The 22,075-nt window shown below is 41.6% G+C and carries 17 protein-coding genes and 1 pseudogene; 7 read left to right on the top strand and 11 right to left on the bottom strand.

The annotated features are described in order from the left end of the window. Positions 1 to 179: 179 nt before the first annotated feature. From HXY43_RS10595 to HXY43_RS10575, 5 genes are all read right to left on the bottom strand, one after another. Complete coding sequence (locus HXY43_RS10595; RefSeq protein ID WP_290883112.1) at positions 180 to 2,450, bottom strand: ATP-binding protein; 2,271 nt, start codon at positions 2,448 to 2,450, stop codon at positions 180 to 182. Positions 2,451 to 2,842: 392 nt separating this feature from the next. Then, positions 2,843 to 3,640, bottom strand: coding sequence for a GNAT family N-acetyltransferase (locus HXY43_RS10590; RefSeq protein WP_290883111.1), 798 nt, complete (start codon positions 3,638 to 3,640; stop codon positions 2,843 to 2,845). A 71-nt stretch (positions 3,641 to 3,711) separates the two neighbouring features. Beyond that, positions 3,712 to 5,046, bottom strand: a complete 1,335-nt coding sequence (locus tag HXY43_RS10585) for a hypothetical protein (protein WP_290883109.1) — start codon at positions 5,044 to 5,046, stop codon at positions 3,712 to 3,714. Between the two features lie 341 nt (positions 5,047 to 5,387). Continuing rightward, positions 5,388 to 5,558, bottom strand: a complete 171-nt coding sequence (locus HXY43_RS10580) for a ssl1498 family light-harvesting-like protein (RefSeq protein WP_290883108.1) — start codon at positions 5,556 to 5,558, stop codon at positions 5,388 to 5,390. Positions 5,559 to 5,825: 267 nt separating this feature from the next. Continuing rightward, positions 5,826 to 6,701: a shikimate dehydrogenase gene (locus HXY43_RS10575; RefSeq protein ID WP_290883106.1), complete on the bottom strand. Its 876-nt coding sequence runs from the start codon at positions 6,699 to 6,701 to the stop codon at positions 5,826 to 5,828. A 157-nt stretch (positions 6,702 to 6,858) separates the two neighbouring features. Here HXY43_RS10575 and HXY43_RS10570 point away from each other — a divergent pair, with 157 nt between their 5' ends. Then, positions 6,859 to 7,803: an alpha/beta fold hydrolase gene (locus HXY43_RS10570; protein ID WP_290883104.1), complete on the top strand. Its 945-nt coding sequence runs from the start codon at positions 6,859 to 6,861 to the stop codon at positions 7,801 to 7,803. A 365-nt stretch (positions 7,804 to 8,168) separates the two neighbouring features. On the opposite strand, the gene HXY43_RS10565 is transcribed toward HXY43_RS10570, so the two are convergent. The 3 genes and pseudogenes from HXY43_RS10565 to HXY43_RS10555 form a co-directional block, all read right to left on the bottom strand. Then, positions 8,169 to 8,873 carry a hypothetical protein gene (locus tag HXY43_RS10565; RefSeq protein ID WP_290883103.1) on the bottom strand — a complete coding sequence of 235 codons (705 nt, stop codon included), beginning with the start codon at positions 8,871 to 8,873 and terminating at the stop codon, positions 8,169 to 8,171. Positions 8,874 to 9,395: 522 nt separating this feature from the next. Next, positions 9,396 to 9,488, bottom strand: a pseudogene (locus HXY43_RS10560) (aldo/keto reductase); the annotation flags it as partial. 372 nt (positions 9,489 to 9,860) lie between these two features. Then, positions 9,861 to 11,285 carry a 1-acyl-sn-glycerol-3-phosphate acyltransferase gene (locus HXY43_RS10555; RefSeq protein ID WP_290883102.1) on the bottom strand — a complete coding sequence of 475 codons (1,425 nt, stop codon included), beginning with the start codon at positions 11,283 to 11,285 and terminating at the stop codon, positions 9,861 to 9,863. Between the two features lie 59 nt (positions 11,286 to 11,344). Here HXY43_RS10555 and HXY43_RS10550 point away from each other — a divergent pair, with 59 nt between their 5' ends. Next, positions 11,345 to 11,476 carry a hypothetical protein gene (locus HXY43_RS10550; RefSeq protein ID WP_290883101.1) on the top strand — a complete coding sequence of 44 codons (132 nt, stop codon included), beginning with the start codon at positions 11,345 to 11,347 and terminating at the stop codon, positions 11,474 to 11,476. Between the two features lie 94 nt (positions 11,477 to 11,570). Here the strand turns inward: HXY43_RS10550 and acsF are convergent, their stop codons facing one another. Beyond that, positions 11,571 to 12,647: a magnesium-protoporphyrin IX monomethyl ester (oxidative) cyclase gene (gene acsF, locus HXY43_RS10545; protein ID WP_290883099.1), complete on the bottom strand. Its 1,077-nt coding sequence runs from the start codon at positions 12,645 to 12,647 to the stop codon at positions 11,571 to 11,573. 407 nt (positions 12,648 to 13,054) lie between these two features. Here acsF and HXY43_RS10540 point away from each other — a divergent pair, with 407 nt between their 5' ends. The 5 genes from HXY43_RS10540 to HXY43_RS10520 all read left to right on the top strand — a co-directional run bounded on the left by HXY43_RS10540 (position 13,055) and on the right by HXY43_RS10520 (position 18,712). After that, positions 13,055 to 13,780 carry a heme oxygenase (biliverdin-producing) gene (locus HXY43_RS10540; RefSeq protein WP_290883097.1) on the top strand — a complete coding sequence of 242 codons (726 nt, stop codon included), beginning with the start codon at positions 13,055 to 13,057 and terminating at the stop codon, positions 13,778 to 13,780. A 94-nt stretch (positions 13,781 to 13,874) separates the two neighbouring features. Beyond that, positions 13,875 to 15,257 (top strand): oxygen-independent coproporphyrinogen III oxidase, encoded by a 1,383-nt coding sequence (gene hemN, locus HXY43_RS10535; protein ID WP_290883096.1) that lies wholly within the window; start codon positions 13,875 to 13,877, stop codon positions 15,255 to 15,257. 757 nt (positions 15,258 to 16,014) lie between these two features. After that, the gene (locus HXY43_RS10530) at positions 16,015 to 16,641 is read left to right on the top strand and encodes a hypothetical protein (RefSeq protein WP_290883094.1); all 627 of its coding nucleotides are present in this window, start codon (positions 16,015 to 16,017) and stop codon (positions 16,639 to 16,641) included. Between the two features lie 73 nt (positions 16,642 to 16,714). Continuing rightward, complete coding sequence (locus tag HXY43_RS10525) at positions 16,715 to 17,353, top strand: L,D-transpeptidase (RefSeq protein WP_290883093.1); 639 nt, start codon at positions 16,715 to 16,717, stop codon at positions 17,351 to 17,353. A 360-nt stretch (positions 17,354 to 17,713) separates the two neighbouring features. Further along, the gene (locus tag HXY43_RS10520; protein WP_290883092.1) at positions 17,714 to 18,712 is read left to right on the top strand and encodes an RNA polymerase sigma factor, RpoD/SigA family; all 999 of its coding nucleotides are present in this window, start codon (positions 17,714 to 17,716) and stop codon (positions 18,710 to 18,712) included. 21 nt (positions 18,713 to 18,733) lie between these two features. Here HXY43_RS10520 and HXY43_RS10515 read toward each other — a convergent pair whose 3' ends face one another. Both HXY43_RS10515 and HXY43_RS10510 read right to left on the bottom strand, forming a co-directional pair. Then, on the bottom strand, positions 18,734 to 20,743 hold the full coding sequence (locus tag HXY43_RS10515) for a heavy metal translocating P-type ATPase (RefSeq protein ID WP_290883090.1): 2,010 nt from the start codon (positions 20,741 to 20,743) through the stop codon (positions 18,734 to 18,736). Between the two features lie 340 nt (positions 20,744 to 21,083). Continuing rightward, positions 21,084 to 21,761, bottom strand: a complete 678-nt coding sequence (locus HXY43_RS10510) for a HupE/UreJ family protein (RefSeq protein ID WP_290883088.1) — start codon at positions 21,759 to 21,761, stop codon at positions 21,084 to 21,086. Positions 21,762 to 22,075: the final 314 nt, after the last annotated feature.

Below are 22,075 nucleotides of genomic sequence, written 5' to 3'. Positions count from 1 at the left end.
TCATGAATTATGTTTGCATACATTTTTGTAGCTCGATGCCAAATCATTGTAGAGACGTAGCATTGCTACGTCTCTACATATCCGTGAATTGTAAATTCATATCTTGATTCAGCAACGCCAATTGCAACAATCCAGTGTTAGGGTATTTACAAGCACAGATGCACATATGCATTAAACTATTATTTGTCTATTTTAAACAATTGGACTGGAATTTCTATGACAAACTTCGTTCCTTGTCCTAGTGTAGACTCGCACCACAACTTACCACCATGCTTGTCAGTCACGATTTGATAGCTGACATACAAGCCTAACCCTGTCCCTTTGCCTACAGGTTTGGTTGTGAAGAAGGGATCAAAAATGCGCGATCGCACTTCCTCACTCATCCCCACACCGTTATCTGCGATTTGAATTGCAATCCATTGATCTCGAATTACTTCGGTGTCTATCCAAATGCAGGCGGGGCGGCTATTGTTGATTTCGTCGATTGTTTGATTGCGATCGCGCTCCTCTAATGCATCAATTGCATTGCTGATTAAGTTCATAAATACCTGATTAAGTTGTCCGGCATAGCATTCCACCAGTGGTAATTGACCATATTTTTTTATCACTTGAATATCTGGATAATTTGGTTTAGCTTTCAGGCGATGGTGCAGAATCATTAGGGTACTATCAATGCCTTCGTGGATGTCAACTGCTTTAAATTCGGCTTCATCAAGGCGAGAGAAGTTACGCAGAGAAAGAACAATATCACTAATGCGATCGGTTCCTACATGCATGGATCGCAATATTTTGGTCAAGTCTTCTTCTAAAAAGCTAAAATCGATCGCCTGCAATTCATCTGCAATTTCTGACGGCGGATTGGGGTAGTGTTTTAGATATAACTGCGTCAGGTGCAACAAATCGTGAGTGTATTCACTGACGTAAGTAAGGTTGGCATGAATGAAGTTAACGGGATTATTAATTTCGTGTGCCACGCCTGCCACCATTTGACCGAGGGCAGACATTTTCTCGCTCTGCACCATTTGTGCTTGAGTGCGTTGTAAATTTTGAAGTGCAGTTTGCAGTTCAGCTGTGCGTGCTTCGACTCGGTTTTCCAGTTCTGCATTTGTCTGCACCAACTTATCAAATGATGCCTGTAGCTGTTCTGCCATGTGATTAAACGATCGAGCGAGTGTATTCAACTCACGAATACCCGTGACTTTGATCTGTTGAGCTAGCTGTAGCTGTCCAGTGGCAATTGTTTCAGACACTTGACTGAGACGCAAAATGGGTTCACCAATCCATCGGGAAGTCAAAAATCCCAATAGTGCGGCAACACCCGCCGCCCCCAAACACAGGAAGATCGCGATCCGTGTATTGGCATTAATTTGTGCCATAAAGTCAGATTCGGGCATTGTTACAACCACAAGCCAGTCTAAGCCCAGCTGATCTCGCCACGGAGTCACCTGAACGAACTGACGCTGCCCATTCAGCATGACTTTAAGCTCTTGATTTTTCTGAATGGCTTGAAACGTATTAAATCGCTTTTGCAACGTCTGAGCCACAGCACGAATTAACGGATCGGGACTATTGAGAACGCTGAATCGTTGGACTTGCTCATTCGCCTTATACAGAATCGGATAGTTGCTGGAACTGCCCACCAACAAACCACTGCGTTCCATAATAAAGACCTGTCCGGAGCGACTAACTTTTAGACGATGGAGAAAATCACTAATACTAGTTAGTGTTAGCTCAATACTCGTAACGCCCAGCAACTTACGATTTTTGTCATAGAACGGGGCCGCAGCAGAAACTGCAACATAATACTCAAGCCCACCATCTAATGCATTACCTTGAGTTTGCAGAGCCTTTCCAGTCTCTGTGATAGCCGCATTACTATTCTCGGCTGCCTCAATTGGACTCCAAAGGAATTTGCCTGCCGCAACAGCATCTTTGTACCAAGACTCTGTTAACGGATTGTAATCATAGCGTTGTAAAAGTTCAGCACGTTTGCCCTCATCGTCAGCGATGTAGTCTGAGGCTCGCTCCTTTCCCAGATTTTCGTAGAGCAGCAGATCAACTCCTTTGACCCAGTGCCCTGCTCCTGCTTCTCTTCCATCCGTTAGGGCATACCCAATATAGTTGAGATTCCTAAAGGCTTTGGCTTGTCTCCAAAAGTAACGCCCACTGACGATAGGGTCATTGAGATTCAATTCTCCGTTGGCGATCGCATCGACATTCATCTGGGTTAATTGGACAGGCAAGGCTAAGTACGTATCCAAATGATCGTCGACTTGTTGGCTGGCTTTGTCTACCAACTGGTTAGCAAGTTCATTGACTGCCTTTTGCCCATTTTTGAATGAGAGATATCCGACTAACCCGACTGCCACAAGGATTTGCAGCAAAAAGGGAACAATGAGAATCGGTTGTAAGGGAAGTTGCTGAAACCACCTGGAGTTTGTGTGCTGCATGCTCAAGAAACCGGATTATGAATCAAGCTTCCCTTAGAGTTCCCGTGCTGACACTATCTGTATCAAGACCGGTTAAGTTCACAACAGGCAACCTCGCAGGCTAAACCAGGCATTTTCGTCCGTAATACCATTTTGGATTTTGGATTTTAGATTTTGGATTGGGAAACCCTCCTGGGTATGGGTTATGTAAATCCATCTATTGCAATCATTTTTTCAATTGGTATAAGTATATATACGCTTTGGCATTACAAAATTTTTTCTGATTTAATTCAGGTATTTTTACGAAAAATTACTTTACCCCAATGCGGGAATTTTTTGAAAACATCCAGTTGATGCTGGGAATTGCGGAAGACTTAAATCTCAACAGACGCATTTGGAAAAGTTAGGGATATCTATAGTGCCGTTGGCTTTAACTGGAGGGAATACTCTTCATAGGTATTGACGCATTCAAAACCCAGTTTAGTGTAGCAGGCGATCGCACTACTATTATCAGCCTTAACATTCAAACCTATGTAATCCACTTTTCGCAAAAATTCTTGGCACAGCTTGGCACAGACTACCCTCGCTAATCCTTGTTTGCGAAACTGTGGGTGTGTGGCGATGTTTCCCAATGCTGCTACTCTGTAAGATTGAGAGTACACATGCACACCCGCTGCACTCATCAGAACTCCTCCGTGCCTGATGCCATAATAATGGCCAGTCTCCAGCATACGCGGTTCAAACCAATTTTCTGGATAGCTGACACGATAGAATTCTTTCAATTCCGCCTCATCTGCGACTGACAGGGATATAACATCTGAAGTATCAAACGCATCTAAACTCGCCAAATTGGTCAAAGCCATTTTGTGATGTAGACCGTGCGATACTATTTGGTAATCATCTGCAAGCACAGTTGCCACATCCCCACTCAAATGAGCATAAAACCGCTTTGGCAACAAATGAATTATAGAATGCAGCAAATCTTTCATCAAATCTGTGGGTTCTTCAGTCAGTCCCAGCAGAACAGGTAGAGATGTTCCAGTGTATAGCAAAGCTAGCTGTGTAATTTCGTCATTTTTGGTGAAGGTGTACCAAGCCGTGTAGTGCCAAAAAAAGTCATCTAAATCTCCTAGAGAATATAGATGAAGAAACGGATGGCGACGGAGGAAAGCTGCTATTTTATCTTTATCGTGTATGCTTAGCGCCTTCACTGTTTTCTCTCCTCAATTTATAGGGAAATCTCCCTACATCATGCAAGATTAGCTATTGCTTCTGCATCCTCTTACAATTTTTGGAAACCTTTTACTGCCTTCTTTTGCCCCTTACTCTTGGATTTAGATTTTTGAACTTCTCCAAGGGCTTCTTGAAATAGATTATGTAAATGTAGGGGTACGCTGGCAATTTCTGGTAATTCTGGCTCTATAGGTTTACCATACTCTTGCAACAGTGCATCTAAATCATTTTCTAAGCTAAACTCTGGACGCTGTAGAACTGTTTGCAATATCTTTTCTAGTGAAGTTGGGTACTCTGCGGCTAAGCGATACCAAATGAAAGCATTGATCTTTTTGTCTTCCAGATAGTGGCGAATGAGTTTCTCAGCACCTTCAATGCTTTGCCAATCCTCTGCTGCTAATATTGTTTTGACTTTATTGTAGGTTGGTAAAAACATCTGCCCCCAACGAGGATGAGAAAGCGCTGTCACCTCTTCTGCTTTCTTGAGTTCGGCAGGTAAATCAACTTTTGGCATTACCATCTTGGCAGTGGTAGTTTTGTTATTGAGTAATTGGGTTACTACTTTGGCGTCAGTACCCATTTCTTGGGCTGCTGTTTTGATTTCTTCTTCGTCCACTCCTGCTTCTTGTGCTATTTCTGCCAATGATTTAGAGGGATCAATACCTGCTTCTGCTAAACTTTTCTCTGCCGTTATTTCCTGGAGTTCAGCTATTTTTTTGTTGAGTTGGTATCCAGGCATTGTAACTTCATCGCTACCAAAAAACTCAACAAACTGCTGATTATACTTTACTACCGACTGCCAAGCTTCTTCTAGCAAGTCGGGAGCATCACTGTAAAGGTGATTTTTGTAGTTATCTTTGAAATTGCCAATTGCAACGGCAAGTTTCGGTTTACCTAATTTGCCCATCTGTGTGTAGGGGCCAGAAAATGTCCAATAGGTGTCGGTAACGGGAGAAATACGAGTCAGTAAAATTTCCCCCTCTTTCAACCGAGACATTTCCTGTTGTGTTTTGGTGCTATTTGGTTTGACGATGTAGTGTTTGGCTGTGAGCCAGTTCATCAATTCAAAGCCATCAGGTAGAATTTTTGTGATGGCAAATAAGCCAGTGAAACTCTGATGCCAACTGTTAAGTAAGTTGCGATCGCTCTGGGGTAATTCTGGATGATTTTGTATAAACACATCCAGTGGTGACTTGTCCCCGACTCTGCCTTCTATTACAAAGCTGTCAATAGCCAACTCCTGCTGCACCGAATCCCCTGCACCACGGCGTAACTGTTCCGCTGCATAGGTTTCCAGCGCTTCTGCCATTTCGCCATCTGCATCTAAGACGAAATCGACTAAGGCTTGTTTGAGTTCGTGCGATCGCTTTAAGACTGCATCCACAGTTCTATCTCTCGGTTCCAACACTTAGTCGATTATAGGTTGCCATGCATTTTTGCATCTAGCGATCGCTTAAATTTGTAGAAAAATAAATATTAGTATATTAGTGTCAATTTTGACAGTAAAAATAAATAACCTCAGCTATGACGCCGAGGTTAGGAATTAGGAGAAGTATATTTATTGATGTGATGGGAGATAAAAGATACAGTTACCGCATTACTGAATTAGAGCGGTATAAATAATTGTTAGTTGGTTGTTATTAGTTTTTTGTTGTTTGCAACAATCAACAACCAACACCTTCGTGTCAAAGTTTGTTATTAATACGCGCGCGCAAGTTATTTCAATTAGCTAACCACAAAAGCAACCAAAATTAGAGCGGTGACGAATAAGGCCGCAACTGCGCCAGCCAAAGCGTAGCGATTTTGCTGTTCAGGAGAGGGATAAGCAGCGTAATACATTTCAGGTTCAGTTGCGTAGTTGTTGAGAATGCCATCTTCGTTAACTGTGGTGTACATGGTTTGTTTCTCCGTTTTGTTTTCTAATTGTTGACTTATGTAAATAAATATAACGATATTGTTACAAACAGTCAATACAGCTTGACACAGAAAGGTAAATAGTATCCATCAGAGCTACTTATTAAAGTTGGTTGGCGACTGGAGTTTAGACTAAGGCATACAAAGCAGGGCTGAGTTAATCAGAGACGTTGCTTCACTATTCAATCAGACTCCCTTTTTTTCTTGAACATGACCGATTTAGTCTAAACTCCAGTTATTAACTTCCTATTACCCCAAACCCAGATGCTTTTGCAAAGCTTGACGCATCACATCCACAGGCACAGTTTCCTGTTGTAACCAGATTTTCAACGCTGCTGCGCCTTGTTGGACAAGCATTTCCAATCCATCTATAGCTATTGCACCCACCTGTTGCGCCTGTTGTAAAAATTTCGTCGGATTTGGGGTGTAAATCAAATCATAGGCGATCGCACCTGGTTGCAAATCTGCCATTTCCTCTGCACTCAAAGGCGACTCTTCCACCTTGGGATACATGCCAATAGGAGTTGTGTTCACTAGTAAGTGTGCTTGCGGAATTAACTGTGGCAATTCTTCCCATTTATGGATGTCAAGATTAACTGCTAGGGGTGAATTTTCCCAACTCTTGCGGAATTCTCTTAACCGCTGCACGTTGCGCCCAACAACATGAATTTCTGCACAACCCAACTGCGTACAACCTGCTACAACTGCCCGCGCTGCACCACCATTGCCCAAGATCGCTGCTATTTTTTGACTCCAGTCTTGGTGATATGTTTGCAAAGGAGCAAGAAATCCTTCCACATCAGTATTTGTACCAAGCCATTGGTTATGTTTACGCACAACAGTGTTGACTGCTCCCACAGCTTGGGCAATTGGTTCGATCGCTGATAAAAAAGGTAATATCGCCTGTTTGTGAGGAATTGTAACGCTAAACCCCACAACCCCAATAGCTGCAAAACCAGCAATAGCGGCTTGTAGATCCTCTGGTTTAATCGGAAAGGGAAGGTAGATATAATCCAGTCCCAAGTGAGCGATCACTGCATTGTGCATCACTGGTGATAGTGAATGCTCTACTGGATGCCCAATCACTCCTAGCAATTTGGTTTTGCCTGTAATTAATTGTTGCATTTCCTTAAGAAATTAAACCGCCTGAACACCAAGGACAATAAAAAGTGAGAAACTTGTGTTTGGAGCTATTAAAATGTAAATTATCAGCCTAGCATCTACAAAAGCTCAAATAAAATTATTAAAATTAATAAAATATACTTAATATTTCTTTGGAATCATGCAGGCAACGACAGCCTTCTCTACAAACCCAATTCCCGGCAAATATTGGCAGTGGCGAGGGCATAATGTTTACTACGTACAAGCAGGAAAACCTCAGCCCCAACGTCCACCTCTGCTATTAGTGCATGGGTTTGGTGCTTCTACTGACCACTGGCGCAAAAATATCGCCGAACTGTGTAACGATTTTGAAGTTTGGGCGATCGACTTGTTGGGATTCGGACGTTCAGCCAAGCCAAAATTGGAGTATGGCGGTAACTTGTGGCGCGATCAACTGTATGACTTTATTACGCAAGTAATAGGTCAAAAAGCAGTACTAGCGGGTAATTCCCTTGGTGGTTATGCTAGCTTGTGTGTTGCAGCCCAACGTTCTGATGCAGTGCCTGGTTTGGTGTTACTCAACAGTGCAGGCCCGTTTAGCGAGAAGCAGCCTACAGCTGAACCGGAAGCATTGCAAGCCCAAATTGAACCACCCCAACAACAACCAGAACCGTTACAAAAACTGTTGGGTGATGTTGCCAAGTGGATTTTTCAACAACCTTTAGCCCAGTTTCTGTTATTTCAATACGTGCGGCAAAAGAGGATAATTCGTCAAACATTAGAGAAGGTTTATCTTGACAAAAGCGCGATTACAGACCAATTAGTAGAAGAAATTTATCGCCCTGCTTGCGATCGGGGTGCTTTTGATGTGTTTTCCTCGGTCTTTAGAACTCCCCAAGGAGAAAAAGTTGATATCCTCTTAAAGCAATTAACTTGTCCGTTATTGCTATTGTGGGGAGAAGCCGATCCTTGGATGCAAGCGAGAGAACGTTCTCAGAAGTTTCGGCAATACTATCCTGAACTGACAGAACACTTCTTGCGGGCAGGCCATTGTCCTCATGACGAAGTACCAGATCAGGTCAATTCTCTGCTGCGGGATTGGGTTTGTTCGGTAGTTATGAGTTAGTGGTTAGTAGTACCCCTGTCAAGGTGTGAGTCTTGGAAATGGATTTTTCTTGGTGCCTTAGTGTCTTGGTGAGTCCAGCCCTCGTCTTGGTGAGGAACGCGGTCTTGGGGGTTTCCCCCATGAGCGATTCCGAACCTGTAAGGGCTTCTGCCTTTAGGGGGGACTGGTGTAGACGCCCCTTGTGGGCGGCTTCTCGTAGAGTACCCGGAGGGTGGTGAAAAAAGAATGATTGAAACACTGAGACACTAAGACACTAAGAGGAAAATAGTCTTCTCTACTAAGATTTGGGTTCGCTAGTAGTTAGTAGTTGTCTACTAACTACTAACTACTAACAGTTATTACGAGAAATATTTATAGCAACTAAGTTATTTTACAACTAAAGATTTAATTTGTTGCTCTATCTCGTCATTAATAATCTCAGAGCCAACGGTGGGATTATCAAGATTAACCTTGATAAAATTTGTCTCATCTTTTTCTGTAAACTTTTTATCGTTGTCAGAATCTTTGAGAATTTTGATAAAAATTGCGCCTGCACTTTGCACAATAGTTGAATTCAGAATCTGAGTATTATCTGGTGTAATTTGCTTGAGATTCTTACCTGAAAAATCAGATATATAGCCTATCCTAGCATCTTGGTAGTCTAGTTTTTTATCTCCATTAGTATCGCTATCAACTATTTGATATAACCAAAATTTAGTGGAGGATTTACCTGCTTTTTTGTAATCTAATAAATCGAAAGCATGAATAATTGCTTTTTTACTTAATAAAAGATGGGTTTTGCCATCTTTTTTAGAATAAAAAATAATGTTATAATAACCCTTTGGATTTTCATACGAAGATGACAAGTTAAATCTATCCTGATTTTTATCTGCTAGACCAACTGGAATCATCAAATAGTCTGATTCTTCTTTGATTATTATGTCACCGTAAAAAAGATTTGGCTGTAGCTGTTGCTGAGCATTTGCTTTTGTCTGTTCTGTTTGTCTAGTAACAGTTCCCTCACAGGAAAAAGAAAGTATAGCCACAATCGTCAATGCAGCTATTCTCTTAAAAAAACTATGATTTATCATTCAATCAATTCTCCAGCAGGATATGTTGCTGTCCAATTTTATTCGCTGCTGGGTAATTGTCTAGAAACTCAAAAACCTGGCCAGAGGTGACCAGGTTCTGCAAACTCCTGAATGATCAAATCGATGTTCTCGTTAAGTTTAGAAAAAGAAGACAACTAAGGTGGACATCACTAGTTGCAAACCCAGCATAATTGCGTTTTTCCGCTTTGGGATTTGGCCTCCCCTTGTTTCAATCTTTAGGGGAAATGTGCCACTTAAATTTTCGTTATGCTGAAAGCTTGCTCGGGCTTTATGACGGGGGACACCGAGTCATTTGCCCATTCAGTTTGATTGTGCCTTGTTTGGTGTCCTACTTATTAAGTTATCACTTCAAAAATAATTAGCAAGTCCCTTTTAACCGAAGTTTACGAGTCTTTAAACTTCTCAACACAACAGATAAATTTGTTGGTTGTTGGTAGTTGTTTGTTGTTTGGAAATACTAACCCAACCAATAACCAACGACCAACGATCAACAATTAACTATCAATTCCACATTACCGACGAACCATCATCCAAATGGTCGGTGACGATACGTCCTATGGCATCGATTTCTTGAAGTTCAGCTTGTGAAAGTTGACAGGTGAGTAATGGTAGTTCTTTTCTCACTTTCTGCCAAAAGGGGGACTGTATTCAATCAGACTCCCTTTTTTTCTTGAACATGACCGATTTAGTCTAAACTCCAGTGGCGACTGCTGCGCGTCTATGGCGATCGCTTGTGTGACGAGTTAATGCCATAAAAAATCAGCCCACTCAGTTTCAGAAAATTTCCAGACTGGGTGGGCTGGAGAAGGGTGTAAGGATTTAGGGTGCTTAGTAAATCTGGGATTAAGCTGATGTGCATTTAAGTTGCATAATCAGGGCGGGCGAGACGCCCACCCCACAAGAGTTTGATTTTTTTGAGAATGCAAATTAAATGCCTTTTAGCTTAGCTACTAATTGAGTGAACAATCATGAAATCAACTTCTCTAAAGCGCTATGTAGTTTTTGCGTCAGTTCAGTAACTGCAACTCTTGCTGCACGACGATCGGATTGATAAGTTGACCAGTATTCTGTGACTGAGATGGGTTCACCAATTGTCATCTGTACCTGTCGCCAACCAAGCCGGGGACGTCCGGGCAGTTTTTTGTTACTCGTGATGCGAGCGATCGTATCGAATATCAATAGCGCTATTTCCGCAAATCGTTCAGCCGTAGGCTTTTCCTGCACATAGGTTCCGGTGACTGCGACAAAACTTTCCACCAAACGCATATGCCGCATCCGCAAGTCTGCTTCAGCTGCAACCCAGTCTGCAAGCCCTCGTTTGAAGCGTGGTAAAGCATTTAATTCTGGGATATCATCTCGGTAAATGTAACTCCAGCCAGCTTCCTCCAAGCGGCGACAACGGTCGATAAAATTTCCGTGTGGTTGTAATTCAAAATATTGTTCAGCGACTTTTAAAGCTGTATCCTGCAAGCGGTGAAGTCTTGCCACCAGCACCTGATTGGGATTGGCAGTTTTGTCAGTAGCGATTGAGATAGGTTCGGGTAGGTTTTGATGATAGAACCGCCGATAAAAATTTTCCATCTCTGTTAAGAGATGTTCTGCTAGGCGCAAGAGGCGTTGATAGAAAATCTCTTCCGGGTTGGATACATCAGACTGATCGATGCACTGCACTGACAAACCACAGTCAGCTTCCAGTTTACTCAACAGCCAATCCAGTTTTGACCAAGGTGGCTCAATGTAGGAATACTGGATAGCGATGGGTACAATCAAAACTTTTTCTGAACGATTCGCTTTGTGCAAGTCTTCAACACACCAAAACCCTAACTGAGCAACACCGGGTTCTAATGGACTCACAATTCCACTATGACCATTGGTAGCACCTTCGGGTGCAACTGCGATCGGCATTTTGCCATTAGCAAACAAATCCCGCGCAGTTTGAATACCAAGCCGATCGAGTCGCTTACCTCGACGAATGGAAGTACCCCCCAAATGAGAGAAAAACCAACCTAGCCAATCTCCCGCCCACAGCAGCATCCCCCGTTCGTAGATGAAGTGTGAATGAATTGGGTATTGCAGCCAAATTCCTTGCTTGCGGGCAACTCGTGGCACCACTCGGGAAAGTAGGTAGAACATACAAAGTGGATCGTCTACCTCTGGATGGCGAAATGCCATCAAAAAGCGAACTTTACCAGCCTGGAATTGTTGATATAATTCGGCTAAAATTTCCGCATTCTTAACTTCAATGCGTGAAATCCCAGCTGGTAACCACGGTCGAAGCCGAAGCCGTAGCAAAAAAGGCAGCAACCATTGGGCAAGCTGGAGTACAACTGGGTTAAAGCGTTGCGGAATAAACTCTAGTCTTGGTTGGGCATGTTGAATCGAATCAGGCAAGGTTGCTCTCCAGATCGTGTCTTTAATAACGTTAGCGCTCTTTCACAAAAGAGCGTTTGATGACAACACTTTGTAACGGATGCGATCGCACAATGCATCACGCATCTGTTACAAATCAAAGCAACTATCCCGATCGGTCTGGAGAAGTACCGCAAACAAAGGTATTTCTAGTGAGGGCTGTTAGTGGATAGTGGATAGTGGTTAGTGGTCAACTACTAACTACTAACTACTAACTACCAACTACCAACTACCAACTACTAACTACTAACTACTAACTACTACCCACTACCCAACTGTTCCTCGCAATGTTTCTGCATCAATGGGTTTGATGAAGTAAAGCCGCAGTAAATGCCAGGTTGTGGAGAGGATGAGGGGTAATTTTTGTAAAAACTTCACAATACCTGGGCGATCGCTGTTGTTAATTTCTGCCAGCTTGAGATTATTGTCTGAACACTTTTCCAGCCGATCAAAAAAAGCTGGGTGTCTAGTATTCAATATCACCGGAAATGCCCGTGCGGAGGTTTCGTTTGTCTTGTCAATGACTTGAATGTTGTACTGTTGCGGATCTATGCCTATAGATTGATAAAAGTTTGCCCGTTCAAATACTGTCAAAGTATGGGTGGCAAACACCGATAGCAAAAAGAAACGTACCCACAAACGCGCTTTCCAGTTGTTCCACAACTGAGGTTGCGATCGCAGTAGCGCTTTAAAGAAGTCTCCGTGACGGTTCTCATCCTGACACCAACTCTCAAAGTAACGGAACAGTGGATAATATTGATTTTCTGGATGTTTCTCTAAATGGCGATACATAATGATGTAGCGCCAGTAACCAATTTTTTCAGATAGGTAGACAGTATAGATAATCCACTCAGGAGGAAAGAAAGTGTAAGTACGGTATTTAGTCAAGTAGCCCAAATCTAGGGAAAGATTAAAATCCGCCATTGCTTTATTCAAAAATCCCGCATGACGTGCCTCATCCCGCGCCATAAAACCAAAGGCTTCTGACAAAATGGGATTGCGATCTTTGAGTCGGCGCGATAACTCTTTAAACAGTAGAAATCCGGAAAACTCGGAAGTGCAGGAACGTTCCAAAAAGTCAATAAATGCGAGACGCTTTTCCCCGTCAATGCGATCCCAATTCTGCTGAAACTCTTCATCACGCACGAAGTGATGGCGATTATAGTCAGTCCGCAATTCCTGGACAATTGCCTGCAACTCAGTTTCATTCGCCGAAATGTCCATCTGCGCCACTGCATCAAAGTCAGTGGTGTAAAACCGGGGTGTTAATAATGTTTCCTTAACCGGCGCTTTAATACCTGGCTTCAGCAAATCCGGCTGTGGGGTTGGAAGAGACTTAACCATAGGAGATTACAATTTTTCGTTTTACAGCTATAAAAACATAAAACTTTATTAATGGCGATGATTTTGTTAAATTAATTTATCAAAACAGTTTTAGTCATGAGCTTCGCTACTGGAAGTAATTATGGTATGAATGCTTATTTCACAACTATTTTGGGTCTTTCATCTGGGCGTATCTGTAGCTATCCCCTGAGAAATATGAAAAAATATTAATAACTATATGACTATTGAGATATTAATAGTTAAATGATTTTGGTAGAAATCAACATGGCTTGGGTCTGCATCGGTGGTGGTGTCAGTTGACGGTCGGGTGCAGATCCTTTCCTAAACCTAAATAACGATTCTTCAACGCTGGCGTTGACAGTGAACTGGTAGGGATCAGCTTGCGTTTTGAGATGAAGGAACAAACAATGAGTAGCAATCTAGCCATAAAACTTCGTACAGGAACTCATAAATCCCACACAGCTGCGGAAAATGTGGGATTTATGAAGTGTTTTCTTAAAGGAGTTGTAGATCGAGGCTGCTTCGCCAAATTTTTAGGTAACTTGTATTACGTTTACAGCGAACTAGAAGCGGAAATAGAACGACACCAAGATCATGCCGTAGTTGGCGGCATTTATTTTCCGGAACTAAATCGTCAAGCCGCTTTAGAGAAAGACATGGAGTTCTACTATGGTCAAGATTGGCGATCGCAGCAAATCAAACCATCTCCCGCAGCCCAGAACTATATTGCCCGTATTCGAGAAGTTTCTGCTACTGCACCTGAATTGTTAATCGGACATGCCTATACCCGCTACATGGGCGATCTTTCTGGCGGTCAAATGTTACAGAAAATTGCTCAGTCAGCCTTGAAGTTAGAAGATTACCAAGGTACGTCTTTTTACAATTTTGAGGAAATTCCTGATAAAAAGGCTTTTAAAGACAAATATCGTCAGGCATTAGACGCACTGCCTATCGACGATGCCACAGCAGAAAAGATTGTAGCAGAAGCTAATAACGCGTTCTGGTTCAATATGCAGATGGCTCAAGAACTAGAAGGAAATTTAATTCAAGCAATTGGTCAAGTCTTGTTTAATGCCTTAACCCATGGACATAACAGTGGTAGCACCGAACTAACTAATGTGGGAAAAGGGTAAAGGGCAAAGGGAAAAGGTTTTTAACCCCTTTACCCTTCCCCTTTAACCCTTACCCCTTCGTCTTTAAAGTAATATATTCACTGGAAACAACTCAATGGTTTTTCAAATTCCTGGTGTGAAGTTCGACATTGATATCATCAAGAAGTACGATGTTCCCACACCCAGATACACCAGTTACCCACCCGCTACAGAACTAACCGAAACATTTACTGAAGCTGATTTTCGAGATGCGATCACCACTTCCAATCAAAGGAAAACGCCTCTGTCTTTGTATTTTCACATACCCTTTTGCCAGAGTGCTTGCTACTTCTGTGGCTGTAACGTAGTAATTTCCAACAACAAAAATATTGTCAAACCTTACCTAGAATATGTAGGTCGAGAAATCAGGAACACAGCATCTTTGCTTGATGCAGATCGCAAAGTAGTTCAGATGCATTGGGGTGGAGGAACTCCGAATTACTTAAGTCTGGAACAGGTAGAACAGTTGTGGAACAATATAACTCGCCACTTCAGCATCGACCCACAAGCAGAAGTCTCAATAGAAATTAATCCCCGCTATGTAGAGAAAAACTACATTTTCTTTCTTAAAGAGATTGGCTTTAACCGCATTAGTTTTGGCATTCAAGATTTTAATCCGCAAGTGCAAGCGGCTGTGAATCGCCTCCAGTCAGAGGAAATGCTGTTTGAGATCGTGGACTGGATTAGGGAAGCGGGGTTTCAAAGTGTGAATGTAGACCTAATTTATGGTCTACCGTATCAAACTCACCAGAGCTTCAAGGAGACAATTAAAAAGACCATAGAATTAGACCCAGATCGCATTGCAGTCTTTAACTTTGCCTACGTGCCGTGGCTGAAGCCAGTGCAAAAAAATATTTGCAAGGATGCGCTACCACGACCGCAGGAGAAGTTAGAGATTTTGAAAATGACCATTGAGGAACTGACGAATAGCAAGTATCTCTTCATTGGCATGGATCATTTTGCCAAACCTCATGATGAATTAGCGATTGCTCAACGCAACTACACACTCAAGCGCAACTTTCAAGGCTATACTACTTGGGCGCAAGCAGAACTCTTTGGTTTTGGTGCTACATCCGTCAGTATGCTAGAAGATGCCTATGCTCAAAATCACAAACGATTAAGTGATTATTACCAGGCAATTGATGCAGGACAGTTACCCATCGCTAAAGGCATCAAACTGAATTGGGATGACACGATCAGACGGGATGTAATTATGCGTATCATGTCTCACGCCAAGCTGCATAAACAAGACATTGAAAACAAGTATCACATTTGTTTTGATGAGTATTTCTCTAAAGAAATCAAAGCATTGAAAAATCTAGAAGCAGATGGATTAGTTACCTTATCAAATAACGAGATTGGCATCACCGAAATCGGCCGGTTATTAGTCAGAAATATTGCCGTTATTTTTGATGCCCATCGAATCATGCGGGATCAAAAATTCTCTCGCGCCATTTGAGCAAGGATGAAGTTTATCCTGATTAAGATGCCCAATTGGCATCTACTGGGGACAAAGATTATTCAGTTTTCAGTACATATAATTAAGAGTGAGGCTAAATTGGAATCTAGCTCAGCTATTGCCATACAAAAATTGCTTTTTTCTACTATCAATTAGACTGAAAACTAAATTGATTTTGTTTATCATTTAAGTAATTTAATTCAAAAATACTGAATATATATAGCGGTTTGCATTTGGATAGAATACACCTCACCCCGCCCTAAGGGGCACCCCTCTCCTTACCAAGGAGAGGGGCAGGGGGGTGAGGTTTGTATTTCACTGAATTGAAAATAGCTATATAATTGATATTTTCGCTCAAATTCTTATTGACTTGTCCAATTAAATTGGATATTATTAAATTTTAGAGACTTTTTTATTGTTACTAAAAAATTGTGTTAACTAAGGAGTTAATGCACGGTTTTTTAGTCAAGTCAAGGAGGTTACTTCCTTACTTGGAAATGCAGTTACGTGCTGTCCTATCGACGCAAATCGCGATCAAGTCGAGTTTATTGAATCGCAAAGCTTGACCAGTTTTACTGATAAATTTGCTTCCAGGAAGCTTTAAGTTACCAAGACTGATAATGCAGTTAGAAGTTTGGGTATAGAAGATTTTGATGTCTAAAATTTAGGTGCATACTTTTATACCTAATGGTAAAAAATTTATTGTCTGATTAACACTCAGTCCTCTATCACTTAATCGTTATTAGGATTGAAGCAAATGTGGAACAGACTTTTACTACTATCGGTAGCGCTATTACCCTTGTTTGCCGTAGGTAAAGCTCTAGCACTACCAGAGAGCATTTCGCAACTATCATCCTTATCTGTACCTAGAGCGCAGCAGCCCCAAGCATTAAAACTAGTGCAGCAACAGGAAATCCAACAACAACAGGAAATCCAGCAGCAACAGGACGTCGAGCAACAACAGCAACAGGAAATCGAACAGCAACAAGAACAGCAGGAAGTTGAACAGCAAGAGCTTGTTGGTAGGGTCTACAGTGTAGTTGGTGACATAGTTATGATCGAGCTGGACAATGGAGAAAGCAGACACGTCACTGTCCCTCGTGAAGAGCGGGTGCATATGGGACAGATTGTCGGTCAAAGGGTAATGATAAACACTGAGCCTTCTGAGTGGCTGATTAGTTGGGCACCTTCACCAGCTCCAACTCCAATAGGGGCGAGCAACGTTTCAGAAGTATATCGAAGTATTATGGAGAGGGAAACTACGCAGCGCGTACCAGTCGTTCCGTCTCCTACCCCAGAAACTCAACCAACACAACCAACGGAGCCAGAACAACCAACAGAGCAACCTACTCCTGAGACTGAGATTGTTCCCCAAACTTGGTGAAGGATGTCTCACAGATAAACTATTGCAGTTGAATATAAGGCGGTTGTTCGATCTTGTCGGCTGAGGTGTCACAATGCCGATTTACAGGATGGTAGGCGCTTTGATCTGGAATTTCCGTAGAGGCATGTCATTGTTTGTAAGTTTGTTCTCTATTGGTTTTGGTGCAACAATTCTAATGCTGTGCGTCTCTAAGCAAGCAATTGCGCTTGAGACTGAGACTCAATCTCAAACAAACCAATTCCATAAATTAGAGTTACCTGCAATTGCAGGTAACTCTAAATATTTTCCAGGTCAAGCAAATCCTTCTACTCATTCAAATAATCTTGACACTCACTTAGTTGTGAAGCTGAGCGATCGCCAGGTTTATGTCTATCGCCTAGACAAGTTATTAGTCAGCTATCCAATTGCTGTAGGTAAGCCAGGATGGCGCACCCCTGTTGGTACTTTCAGGGTGTTCTCTAAAGAAAAAAATCCTATTTTTAAGAGTTTCAAAACTGGTAAAATCATCTATCCTGGGCCAGATAACCCATTGGGAGCAAGGTGGATTGGTATTTGGACAGATGGAAAAACCCAACTTGGGTTTCATGGTACTAATCAAGAGGAATTGATTGGACAGCCAGTTTCCCACGGTTGTATTCGCTTACGGAATCAGGATGTAATCGCTTTGTACGAACAGGTAACTATTGGCACACTCGTCACGATACAGCCTTAAAGGAAGACCGAAAATTTTGGGCGCTGGAGATGCCACGTAAAACCCTCTCGCAGGCTGGGAGAGTGGGAGTAAGGGCAAGCTATAAGTAATTACACGGGTTCGATATATATAAAAAAGTTAAGAAATTGGAAAAATTAGTTTGAAGTTATCAAAATTTAGCTAGGCGACTTTATTGTTGACATATACTCTTCAAGTCTTTGACATAACTCCGAAACATCTGAGCTTTAACTTAAACATATCAGTTCTGACTGGTGTTGATATACCTAATAGTCGCCTAAAGATTTCTTTTCGTGGTTCTTGACTTTTGCTCCCTACAGTGGAATTGCAAACCGAGACAAAGGAGAAGGTAATAAGCAACCCATGAATAACTCAAGCTCCATAAATAGCGAAGTTCATGTTCAAAATAAAGAATCTCTACCCAAAGTTGATATTGTGCGTACTTATCTGCATGAGATTGGGCGTATACCTCTACTAAGCTACGAACAAGAGATTTTTTTGGCTAAACAAGTACAGCAGATGATGACTGTGCTATCTGTTCAGGAAAAATTGGCCCTGGAATTAAAGCGTGAACCTACACTACAAGAATGGGCTAATAAGATGGAAATGAGCGAAGGAGCGTTGCTTAATTTACTAAATCAAGGACACAAAGCCAAGCAGAAAATGATTGCTGCCAATCTGCGATTAGTAGTTTCAATCGCGAAGAAATACCAGAAACGTAACTTAGAACTTCTAGATTTAATTCAAGAAGGTACTTTAGGGTTAGAGCGAGGAATTGAGAAATTTGATCCAACTAGGGGCTACAAGTTATCTACTTATGTTTACTGGTGGATTCGTCAGGCAATTACAAGGGCGATCGCACAGCAAGGACGTACCATCCGCTTACCCATTCATATCACTGAAAAGCTAAACAAAATTAAATTTATTCAAAGAGATTTATCTCAAAAATTAGGTCGCATTCCCACTACAATTGAAATTGCTGAAGTTCTGGATTTACAACCCAAAGAAATTCGAGAATGTTTGCAGTTTGCGCGTCAACCTGTTTCTCTAGAAATACGAATAGGAACTGAGTACGATACACAATTACAGGATATGTTAGAGGATAAGGGATTATCTCCTGAAAACTATACTGTTCAGAAATCCCTTAATCAAGACCTGCAAAATTTATTGTCCAAACTTCCTCCCCAACAACAGGAAATATTAAATTTGCGCTTCGGTTTAACAGACGGGTACGAACTTTCTTTGGTACAGATTGGTGAACGTATGGGCATTAGCCGAGAAAGAGTGCGACAATTAGAAAAACAAGCTCTGAATACTCTACGAAGACATAAGGATCAAGTCAGCAGCTATCTAGCTAGTTAGTACAAGTTGCACTACCGTAGCCTAATTCAGTACTCTAGTTGCGTTCAAAATTGCCAATAAAGCTACACCTACATCAGCAAACACAGCTTCCCACATAGTTGCTAAACCCATAGCACCAAGCAGAATAAATACACCCTTGATTGCTATGGCGAAAATGATATTTTGCCAAACAAGAAGGTGAGTTTTTTTAGCAACTTGGATTGCTTGGGCTACTTTTGATGGTGCATCTGTCATCACCACAACATCAGCAGTTTCTATCGCTGCATCAGAGCCTAAGCCACCCATCGCCACACCAACATCGGCTCTAGCAATTACTGGTGCGTCATTAATGCCATCGCCAACAAAGGCAACTTTATTATACTTTTCAGGCGAGTTTAATATGTTCTCCAACGCAGAAACTTTATCTTCTGGTAATAACTCTGCCAGATATGAATCTAAACCCAATTGTTGAGAAATACGAGAAGCGATCGCATTTTCATCTCCCGTCAACATGACTGTTTTGTCTACGCCCAAGCCCTTGAGAGATTGAATAGCTTGTCTAGCATCTTCTTTCAATTCATCAGCTATGACAATGTACCCAGCATATACATTATCTACTGCTATGTGTACCACTGTTCCTTCAACTTCACAAACATCATGAGCAATGTTCTCACGATGCAATAATCGGTCATTTCCTGCTAGTACTACTCGATTTTCGACCTCTGCTTTGATACCATAACCAGCAATTTCAGAGTAATTTTCTACTTGCGATGCATCAATTTTATCATCGCAGGCATCCCGTATTGATTTGGCAATTGGATGATTAGAATGAGCTTCGACTTTGGCAGCTAATTGCAGTAGATTTTGCTCATTCCAGCCATTTTTAGGAACAATTTTTACTACATTAAATACACCTTTTGTCAAAGTTCCTGTCTTGTCAAAGACAACTGTTTTCACTACCGTTAGTGTATCTAAATAAGTAGAACCTTTAACTAAAATACCGCGTTTAGCAGCTCCACCAATACCCCCAAAATAACCGAGGGGAATACTAATCACAAGTCCACAAGGGCAGGAAATTACTAATAAAACTAGAGCGCGATACACCCATTCAGCATGGGTAGCTTCTGGTATAAATAGGGGAGGTAACAAAGCAACTGCCAAAGAGCTAACCACGACCACTGGTGTATAGTATCTGGCAAACTTAGTAATAAACTTCTCTGTGGGAGCTTTTTTGCTTTTGGCATTTTGTACCAAATCCAATATCTTGGCAATAGAAGACTCGCCAAATCTTTTTGTGACTCGCACTGTTAGGAGTCCCATTTTGTTCATCATCCCTGCTAAAACTGGTTCTCCTACTTTTACGGTTCGCGGTACAGATTCACCAGTTAATGCTGATGTGTCAACTTGAGAGTTTCCCTCGATAATCTCTCCATCCAAGGGAATCTTTTCTCCTGCTTTGACAAGGATAATATCACCAATATTAACTGTCTCTGGAGATACTGTTTTGACTTCTGTGTCTATCTTGAGGTTGGCATAATCAGGACGGACTTCGAGAAGAGATTTTATGGAATTGCGCGAACGACTAACAGCTATATCCTGAAATAATTCTCCGATTTTGTAAAACAACATTACCCCAACTGCTTCTGGAAGCTTATGAATTGCCAGCGCTCCCAATGTTGCGATCGTCATCAAAAAGTTTTCATCAAATACTCTACCTTTGAGGATATTACGCCCTGCTGCGGTTAATACACTCCATCCACTTAAGAGGTAGGCAGGAATGAAAAGCAGATACTCAGCAATACCATAAAACTTATTATGTAATTGTTCTTCAAAAATTAAACCCAAACCATACAAACCGAATATTACAGTTAAAGAGAAAATTTCATTTCTCAGATTAAATTCTCCACCATGATGGTGATGCTCATGACCATGATCGTGGTCGTGTTTATCATGTTGATTATGTTTATGGTTATGATTATCATGATGACTGCGTTCATGGTCATCATGACAGCTACAGTGTGAATTCTCAGGCTTTTTATGGCGCTTCAGCATCTCATAATATATATGAACAATAATTCAAATATATTTGTTGAAGTCAATTTTTGCAAGTGATAATTTTCAACTATTGATTGCAAATATCTATTTTTAAAATAAGAATCATTCTGTAATTTTCATCAGAAAATTTGTATCTTTAGGTTTGACAAGGTGTCTTTTGACACGGTTATCAATTTATGCCAATGTGCAAATAAAAAAGTCAAGAAATAACCCAGTCACAGAATACAGCAAGCAGTGCGATTCCATCACAGGAAAATAAGTTAGCGATCGCTCTTGCTAGATTTTGCGGACTGGGAATTGTAGGAATATTAGTCTGGTGAATGAGCAAACGCTGAGATTAGCCAGCGATCGCCGTAGTCAAAAATACAGCACCAATGGCAGAGATTGCCAAGCCAGCAAACCGCAGCATTTTAGTGCTACCAAATCTGCTGCTGAGAGCATTACCAACTAGCAAAGCACCGATAGCAACTACATACTGGATGACGGTAAAGCCTGCCAAATAAGCAACTAATGGTGTCATTTGAGCACCAACGATGGACTCACCGTAAGCGTAACCGTGGAATAAGCCTGCAATTGCGCCCAACCCCAACAGTACCAACCAATTGGGTTTGCGAGACAGTACCAGCATCACCCCAAAAGCAATCACAGAGCAAGCAATGATGATTTCAGGAAAGGGTAAATCATAATTGAGAACGTGAATTCCTGTTCCTCCCATAGCGGTTAATACAAAAGCAGCGGGAATCAAAAAACTATTTTGTTGTCCAATACTGAGTAAACCAATAGCTACGACAAACGCAAAATGGTCAAGTCCAATAATTGGGTGCGCCATCCCAGATATGAACCCTTCAAAGAAATTAGACGGGAGTTTACTACCCAAGGCGTGGTGGGCTAAAGCTGGATTAGCCGCACTCAATAATGCTAAGCAAGTTACAGCAGCAATTCCTATATAAAGCTTTCCTAGAGGTAGTGGTGATAATTTTGTTTGCTTTGAAGAGTAAAGTTGAATATTTGACATTTGATACCTCCCAATTTAGGGTTGTCAGCACATCGGTGGTGTCTTAGCTTCCACAGACACAATGCTTTTGATCGGGGTAAGCCACCAAAGCCAATGTAACTTTCAGACATTACCGCATATTATGCAGCTGTACTGATGTAACGGCGACAACTTTATATTTGTTCAATGATTTATGCAAATCTTCAAATCTTTATTTGGCGTTGCTGAATTTGGTCATGAATTATGTTTGCATACATTTTTGTAGCTCGATGCCAAATCATTGTAGAGACGTAGCAATGCTACGTCTGGTCATACCCGTGAATTGTAAATTCATA

The sequence above is a fragment of the Fischerella sp. genome (assembly GCF_013388695.1).
In the GTDB taxonomy this organism is placed as follows: Bacteria; Cyanobacteriota; Cyanobacteriia; order Cyanobacteriales; family Nostocaceae; genus PCC9605.
This window is presented reverse-complemented; position numbering and strand designations above follow the sequence as displayed.

Bases quoted from the DNA above. Each gene is read 5' to 3' on its own strand.
- HXY43_RS10580 (WP_290883108.1), bottom strand. From the start codon at position 5,558: ATGTACACCACAGTTAACGAAGATGGCATTCTCAACAACTACGCAACT.
- acsF (WP_290883099.1), bottom strand. From the start codon at position 12,647: ATGGTTAAGTCTCTTCCAACCCCACAGCCGGATTTGCTGAAGCCAGGT.
- HXY43_RS10540 (WP_290883097.1), top strand. From the start codon at position 13,055: ATGAGTAGCAATCTAGCCATAAAACTTCGTACAGGAACTCATAAATCC.
- HXY43_RS10565 (WP_290883103.1), bottom strand. From the start codon at position 8,873: ATGATAAATCATAGTTTTTTTAAGAGAATAGCTGCATTGACGATTGTG.
- HXY43_RS10510 (WP_290883088.1), bottom strand. From the start codon at position 21,761: ATGTCAAATATTCAACTTTACTCTTCAAAGCAAACAAAATTATCACCA.
- HXY43_RS10525 (WP_290883093.1), top strand. From the start codon at position 16,715: ATGCCGATTTACAGGATGGTAGGCGCTTTGATCTGGAATTTCCGTAGA.
- HXY43_RS10570 (WP_290883104.1), top strand. From the start codon at position 6,859: ATGCAGGCAACGACAGCCTTCTCTACAAACCCAATTCCCGGCAAATAT.
- HXY43_RS10550 (WP_290883101.1), top strand. From the start codon at position 11,345: ATGACAACACTTTGTAACGGATGCGATCGCACAATGCATCACGCATCT.
- HXY43_RS10595 (WP_290883112.1), bottom strand. From the start codon at position 2,450: ATGCAGCACACAAACTCCAGGTGGTTTCAGCAACTTCCCTTACAACCG.
- HXY43_RS10515 (WP_290883090.1), bottom strand. From the start codon at position 20,743: ATGCTGAAGCGCCATAAAAAGCCTGAGAATTCACACTGTAGCTGTCAT.
- HXY43_RS10530 (WP_290883094.1), top strand. From the start codon at position 16,015: ATGTGGAACAGACTTTTACTACTATCGGTAGCGCTATTACCCTTGTTT.
- HXY43_RS10520 (WP_290883092.1), top strand. From the start codon at position 17,714: ATGAATAACTCAAGCTCCATAAATAGCGAAGTTCATGTTCAAAATAAA.
- hemN (WP_290883096.1), top strand. From the start codon at position 13,875: ATGGTTTTTCAAATTCCTGGTGTGAAGTTCGACATTGATATCATCAAG.
- HXY43_RS10575 (WP_290883106.1), bottom strand. From the start codon at position 6,701: ATGCAACAATTAATTACAGGCAAAACCAAATTGCTAGGAGTGATTGGG.